Genomic DNA, 7,191 nt, shown 5'->3' on the forward strand with positions numbered 1-7,191 from the left:
TGCAACACCGCATCCAACAACGCCGGATGCACCCCGAACGACCCCGCACCCGACACCACCTGCTCAGGCAGCACAACCTCCGCGAACACCTCACCGTCGGCACCGCGCCAGGCCGCCCGCAGCCCCTGGAACACCGGGCCGTACTCCAACCCGCTCGCGGCGAGCCCTTCGTACACCCCGTCCAACTCGATCACCGACGCACCCCGCGGCGGCCACACCTCCGTCTCGAACGACACAGCGGCGCGGTCTCCGGCCGTCAGCACACCGGTCGCGTGCTCGACCCACGGCTCCTCATCGGCCGCCTCGGCCGACCGGGCATGAACGCTCACCTCACGCCGACCCGACTCGTCGGCCGACCCCACCCACACCTGCACCGCGACCGCGTCCCGCTCACCCAGCACCAGCGGCGTGGTCAGGGTCAGCTCCTCGATCACATCGCAGCCGGCCTGATCCCCCGCCCGCACGGCCAGTTCCACGAACACGCTGCCCGGCACCATCACCGAACCCATCACCACGTAGTCGGCCAGCCACGGATGCGACCCCAGCGACAGACGGCCGGTCAGCAGCACCCCGTCGGAGCCGGCCAGCCCGACCGCCGCACCCAGCAGCGGATGGCCGGTGGCCGCCAACCCGGCGGCCGCCAGGTTCCCCACCCGCGCACCCGCGCCGTCGGGCCAGAAACGCCGGCGCTGGAACGCGTACGTCGGCAGCGCCACCCGGCGCCCGCCCGCGAGCACCGCCTCCCAGTCCACCGTCACGCCACGCACGTGCAGTTCGGCGAGAGCCGTCATGATCGTCGACTGCTCGTCCCGGTCCCCGCGCAGCACCGGCACCGCCACCGCGTCCGCCCCGGCCACCACGTCCGCGACGGGCCGAGCCTCGGCGGCGAGGGTGTCGGACGCCATCGCGGCGAGCACCCCGTCGGGGCCCAGCTCCAGATACGCCCGAACCCCCTGAGCGTGCAGCGTACGGACACCGTCGGCGAACCGCACCGCGCCACGCACCTGCTCCACCCAGTACTCCGGCGAACACAACCACTCCGCACCGGCCACCTGCCCGGTCAACGTCGACACGACCGGAATCCGCGGCGCACCGTAGGACAGCGACCCCGCCACCGCCCGGAACTCCTCCAGCATCGGATCCATCAACGGCGAATGGAACGCATGCGACACCCGCAACCGCTTCGCCCTGATCCCCCGCTCCCCCAGAGCCGCGGCCACCTCAAGCACCGCCTCCTCAACCCCGGAGACCACCACCGACGCGGGACCGTTCACCGCCGCGACCGACACCTCCTTCTCCCGCCCGGCCAGCAGCTCGACGACCTGCTCCTCGGCGACCTGGACCGCCACCATCGCCCCACCCTCGGGCAACCCTTGCATCAACCGCGCCCGACCCGCCACCAACGCACACGCGTCCTGCAACGACAACACCCCGGCCACATGCGCCGCCGTGATCTCCCCGATCGAATGCCCGGCCAGCACATCGGGCCGCACCCCCCACGAGGACACCAGCCGGAACAACGCCGTCTCCACCGCGAACAACGCAGGCTGCGCCCACCCCGTCCGATCCAGCAACTCAGCCTCAACCGACCCCGGCTCGGCGAACACCACCTCACGCAACGACCCGTCCAGCAGCGGCTCGAACTCGGCGAACACCTCGTCCAAGGCTTCAGCGAACACCGGGAAACGGTCGTACAGCTCCCGGCCCATCCCGGCCCGCTGGCTGCCCTGACCGGTGAACAGGAACGCGACCTTGCCCTGCCGTCCGCTCTGTCCCAGCAGGACGCCCGCGCCCGGTCGGCCCTCGGCCACGGCTCGTAGCCCGGCCACGACATCCTCGCGCGCACCGGCCAGTACGGCGGCCCGGTGCTCGAAGACCGATCGCGTCGAGACGAGGGAGAAGGCGATGTCGGTCAGATCAAAATCAGGTTCGGCGTCCAGGTGTGACACCAGCCGTTCGGCCTGTGCCCGCAGCGCCTCCGCCGTACGACCGGAGATCAGCACCGGAGGCACATCCGGGGTCACCGCCGGGTACCAGTCCTCCGTGTTCACCTCGATTCGCTTGTCGTGCGGCGCCTGCTCAATGATCACGTGCGCGTTGGTGCCGGTGAGACCGAACGAGGACACCCCCGCCCGCCACGGCCGATCCACCTGCGGCCACTGCGTCGGCTCGGTCAGCAGCCTCACCGCACCCGAGGCCCAGTCCACGTGCGAGGACGGCGCGTCCACGTGCAACGTCCGAGGCAGCACCCCGTGCCGCATCGCGAGCACCATCTTCATCACACCCGCCACACCCGCAGCCGCCTGCGTGTGACCCAGGTTCGACTTCACCGAACCCAGCAGCAGCGGCCGATCCTCCGGCCGATCCTGACCATAGGTCGCCAGCAGCGCCTGCGCCTCGATCGGGTCACCCAGCGTCGTCCCCGTACCGTGCGCCTCCACCACGTCCACGTCGGCGGAGTTCAGCCCGGCACTGCCCAGCGCCTGGCGGATCACCCGCTGCTGAGACGGACCGTTCGGCGCGGTGAAGCCGTTCGACGCGCCGTCCTGGTTCACCGCCGACCCGCGCAGGACCGCGAGGACCTGATGGCCGTTGCGCTGGGCGTCCGACAGCCGCTCCAGGACCAGCACGCCCACACCCTCGGCCCACCCCGTGCCGTCCGCCGCGTCGGCGAACGCCTTGCACCGGCCGTCGGGCGCCAGCCCGCCCTGCCGGGTGAACTCCACGAACGCACCGGGGGTGGCCATCACGGTCACCCCGCCCGCCAGCGCCAGCGAGCACTCACCGCTGCGCAGCGCCTGCGTCGCCAGGTGCACCGCCACCAGCGACGACGAGCAGGCCGTGTCCACCGTCACCGCAGGCCCCTCCAGGCCAAGCGTGTACGAGAGCCGGCCGGAGGCCGCGGCCGCGCCCATGCCGGTCCCGATGTTGCCCTCGAGGTCGGCCAGTGAGCCGACCATCAGGTAGGAGTAGTCCTGGCCGCTCATGCCGACGAAGACCCCGGTACGGCTACCGCGCAGCTTGGCCGCGTTGATCCCGGCCCGCTCGACGGCCTCCCACGACACCTCAAGAAGGAGTCGCTGCTGCGGATCCATCGCCAGCGCCTCGCGCGGCGAGATCCCGAAGAACCCGGGGTCGAAGTCCGCGACGTCGCTGATGAAGGCGCCCTTGTCGGTGTCGCTCCGCGGCCGGCCGTCCGAATCGCGGGCCGCCAGCAGATCGAGATCCCAGTCGCGGTCGGACGGGAAGCCCGAGGTGGCGTCACCACCTTCGGCGATCAGCCGCCACAGGTCCTCGGGCGAGGACACCCCGCCGGGGAACCGGCAGCTCATCGCCACGATGGCGATCGGTTCCGTGGTGACCGCGACCAGCTTCTGGTACTGACGCCTTAGCCGTTCGGCCTCCTTCATGGAGGTCCGGAGCGCCTGTACGACCTGCTCACTGGGCGTATCCATCACAGCCTCCGTACGTCGGGCGGGGTCGGGAAACCTGCGTCCGGCGTCGCCGGTACCAGGACACCCACCACCGCCGCGTCGATCGCGTCAGTCACCACGGCCCTCTCCGCACGCACCGGCACGCGGTGTCCTCACCCGGCGAGGCGTCCCCACCGGAGAGGGGAGGCGGTAGCACGGGTCTCCACATGGTCGAAGAGGAGGACCGGCGGTATGCACGACGGGACTCCCACTGAGAGAGAAGTCGTCGAGCATGCCATCCATTCGGCGAAGTTAGGCCGATGGCGACTCGGCAAACGCCTAGTCTTTGGAAAGCCCGGCGAGCCGGCCGCGCCCACAGCACCGCCTCCGGGCGCCCTCGACCGCGCGGACCACCTCCGGGAGAGACCGGTCGCGCCCACGATCCAGCGCCCCGGGAAAACTAGTGATCCCCCTAATGTCGCCGCGATACCGTGCGGGCACGCCGGCGTCAGAGCAGGGAAGACGCGCACGGCGAGGACGGATCCGCACCGGAGCAGGCGCCCGCGCGTCACTGGCTGTTCGAACAGTCCGGCTCCCGCGATGGAGGTGTGTGTGATGGGCGAGGGCCGCAAACCAGTGCTGTTCGTCAGCAATCCCGGGGCCGGTGTCTTCAACCCCCTGCGCGTGATCGCCGCCGAGCTGGCCAGGCGTGGCACGGAGGATCTGTGGTTCGCGACGGATGAGTCCTGCAGGGCCGACATCGAGAGCATCGACGAGGGGAGCGGCGTCCGGTTCGTCTCACTCGGCGAGACGGATCCCCTGCAATCCCCGGCCGACTGGGACGACGAGATGTACCGGCTGGCCACCCAGCGGTCCCGCTGGAAGGCACACCACGCGGTGGTACGGCGCGGGTTCGACCCCGACAGCGGGGAGCAGAAGTATCTGGCACTCGACGCCCTGGTCGAGGAGCTGAACCCGGCTCTCATGATCTTCGACAGCGTGAACCCCGTCGCGCTCATGATCGCGCTCAGGAGAAACATCCCGTACGTCCTCAGCTCGCCCTTCCTGCCGAGCAATCTGCTCATCACCAGGACACCGCGCGGATTCCCCATGCTGCACACCGGGCTGCCCCTGAACATGTCGTTCCCGCAGCGGGTCTACAGCAACGTGTTCAAGATCCGGGCCGCGCTGATGTTCCTGCACCCGAGGATGCTGAGGCTCGCGCTCAAGGGCATCTCGTACGCGAAACAGATCCAGCTGCCGAAGGAGGCACTCCGTCCGTCGGCGAAGGTCGACCGCGCCGATCTCGTCCTGTGCTACACGGTCTTCGGGCTGGAGTACCCGTTCCCCCTTCCCGACAAGTTCCACCTGGTCGGCGCGATCATCCCGCCGTTGCCCGAAGCGCAGGACGACCGCGACCTGTCCGGCTGGCTCGACGCCAACCCCTCCGTGGTCTACGTCGGACTCGGCACCATCACCCGGCTGACCCGTCCCGAGGTGCACGCGCTGGTGGAGGTCGCCCGCCGGTTGGACGGCAGGCACGCCGTGCTGTGGAAGCTCCCTGCCGGGCAGCAACAGTTCCTCCCTCCCCGGGAGGAGCTGCCGCCGAACCTCAGGATCGAGAGCTGGATTCCCTCCCAGCTCGACGTGCTGGCCCATCCCAACGTCGCCCTCTTCTTCAACCACGGCGGCGCGAACGCCTTCCACGAGAGCCTGTATTTCGGCAAGCCACAGATCATCCGCCCGCTGTGGGTCGACTGCTACGACCAGGCGGTGCGCGGCGTGGACAGCGGGGTGAGCCTCACCCTCGACGACCCGCAGACCATCGACGTCGACGACGTGGTCGGCAAGATCACCCAGGTGCTGGACACCCCTTCCTTCCGTGAGCGCGCCGAGTTCTTCGCCAAGGCGCAGCAGGAGGCGGGAGGCACCCGGGTGGCCGCCGATCTGATCCTGGGCAACCCGGCGCTGAAACGATCCGACCAGGTACTGCCGAAGGACGTGGCGACACCATGAAAACGCACAGCGGCGACCCGACATCCATCGAGTTCCCGAGGCGGCGGCGCGGGCAGCTCTCCCCGCCGGACGAGTACGCCTCGCTCAGGGAACAGCCGGGACCGGTCAGGTCGGCGCTGCCGGGAGGCAGCACCGTGTGGCTGGTCGCCAGGCACGACGACGTGCGCGCCGTGCTCACCGACCCCCGGATCAGTGCCAGCCCCCTGCACGAGGGCTTTCCGACGATCGGGCGCAACGGGACGGTGCCTCCCCCCGACCAGATCCCCGGCTGGTTCGTCGCCTACGACCCGCCGGAGCACACCCGCTTCCGCAAGGCCCTCATCCCCGAGTTCACCGTACGGCGGGTCGCCGAGCTCCGCCCGGCCGTCCAGCGGGTCGTCGACACCTGTATCGACGACATGCTCAACGCCGGTACCACCGCCGACCTGGTGTCCGCGTTCGCGCTGCCGGTGCCTTCGCTGATCATCTGTGAGCTGCTCGGCGTGCCGCGTACCGACCGTGAGCTCTTCGAGTCGAGGACGCGCGTCCTGGTGACCCTCACGTCGACCGACGACGAACGCGAGTCCGCGACCAAGGACCTGCTGCTGTACATCTCCAAGCTGATCACCATGAAGCAGCGGTTCCCCGGCAGGGACCTGACCAGCCGGCTGCTGTCGGCCGGGGTGCTCACCCCCAAGGAGATCTCCGGTGTCGCCCTGCTGCTGCTGATCGCCGGGCATGAGACGACGGCGAACAACATCGCGCTCGGCGTGGTCATGCTGCTGCTGAACCGGCAGTGGATCGGCGCGCCCGGGGTGGTGGAGGAGGTGCTGCGTTACCTGTCCGTCGCCGACCGGGTCGCGCTCCGCGTGGCCCTGGAGGACGTCGAGATCGGCGGGCACGTCATCAAGGCCGGCGAGGGCATCGTGCCGCTCGGTGCCGCGGCGAACCACGACCATGACGCGTTCGAACGGGCCGACGAGTTCGATCCGAGCCGCTCGGCCCGCCACCACGTCGCGTTCGGGTACGGCGTGCACCAGTGTCTCGGGCAGAACCTCGTCAGGATCGAGATGGAGACCGTCTTCACGTCCCTGTTCCAGCGGATTCCGACCCTTCGGCTCGACGGCGCGGTCGAGGACCTGCCGTTCAAGTACGACGGTGTGCTGTTCGGGCTGCACGAGCTCCCGGTCCGCTGGTGACGGCGCCACAGGCTCCCGGCCGGTCATCGTCGGTCCCGGTCTTTCAAGGATGAGGAATGTCATGCGTGTCAATGTGAACGCCGAGCACTGCGTCGGCGCCGGCCAGTGCGTGCTCATCGCGCCGGAGGTCTTCGACCAGAACGACGAGGGAACCGTCATGGTCCTGGTCGAGACCCTGGACGACTCCGCTCAGATCGGCGCCCGGGAGGCGGTCCTCGCCTGCCCGTCGAGGTCCATCTCGCTGTCCGAGAGCTGAGGACCGTACCGGGCGGGTGATCGCACCCCGCCCGCACGAACCCGACCCGGCCGGGTCGACGCACCCCCGGCCGGGTCGATTCGCGTTCCCGGCCGTTCCCTCTCGTCCCGCCACACCGGGTGGCCCCCACGCGGGCGGGACCTTGCGAAGACCGACGTTCCCCTGTCCGTCTGGATACGGTGGTCCCCCGCGCGGGCGGGACCACGACGCCGAGACGGCAGGACCGCGGAAACCCGGGACGACGGGACGGCGGAGCTCGTCGAGCTCCGCCGTCGCGGGCCGCCCGCGCCCCCGAGGCGCCGGTCCTGATCGTCTTGCCGACTCCGCC

4 protein-coding genes are annotated in these 7,191 nt (G+C 70.1%); 3 read left to right on the forward strand and 1 reads right to left on the reverse strand.

What is annotated here, in order from left to right; all coding sequences use genetic code 11:
- Positions 1-3,455, reverse strand: a 3,455-nt coding sequence (locus ACFY3D_RS00005) for a type I polyketide synthase (RefSeq protein ID WP_389972831.1), incomplete at its 3' end; no start/stop codon positions are given.
- Between the two features lie 573 nt (positions 3,456-4,028).
- On the opposite strand from ACFY3D_RS00005, the gene ACFY3D_RS00010 reads away from it, so the two are divergent.
- From ACFY3D_RS00010 to ACFY3D_RS00020, 3 genes are all read left to right on the forward strand, one after another.
- Entirely contained in the window at positions 4,029-5,429 is a 1,401-nt protein-coding gene (locus ACFY3D_RS00010) for a glycosyltransferase (RefSeq protein WP_389972834.1), read from the forward strand.
- Positions 5,426-6,607 carry a cytochrome P450 gene (locus ACFY3D_RS00015; RefSeq protein ID WP_362907237.1) on the forward strand — a complete coding sequence of 394 codons (1,182 nt, stop codon included), beginning with the start codon at positions 5,426-5,428 and terminating at the stop codon, positions 6,605-6,607. Before ACFY3D_RS00010 ends, ACFY3D_RS00015 begins: the two co-directional genes overlap by 4 nt.
- Before the next feature lie 61 nt (positions 6,608-6,668).
- Positions 6,669-6,863 carry a ferredoxin gene (locus tag ACFY3D_RS00020; RefSeq protein WP_362907235.1) on the forward strand — a complete coding sequence of 65 codons (195 nt, stop codon included), beginning with the start codon at positions 6,669-6,671 and terminating at the stop codon, positions 6,861-6,863.
- Positions 6,864-7,191: the final 328 nt, after the last annotated feature.

Origin of the sequence: Streptosporangium sp. NPDC000509 (genome assembly GCF_042898365.1) — a bacterium.
In the GTDB taxonomy this organism is placed as follows: Bacteria; Actinomycetota; Actinomycetes; order Streptosporangiales; family Streptosporangiaceae; genus Streptosporangium.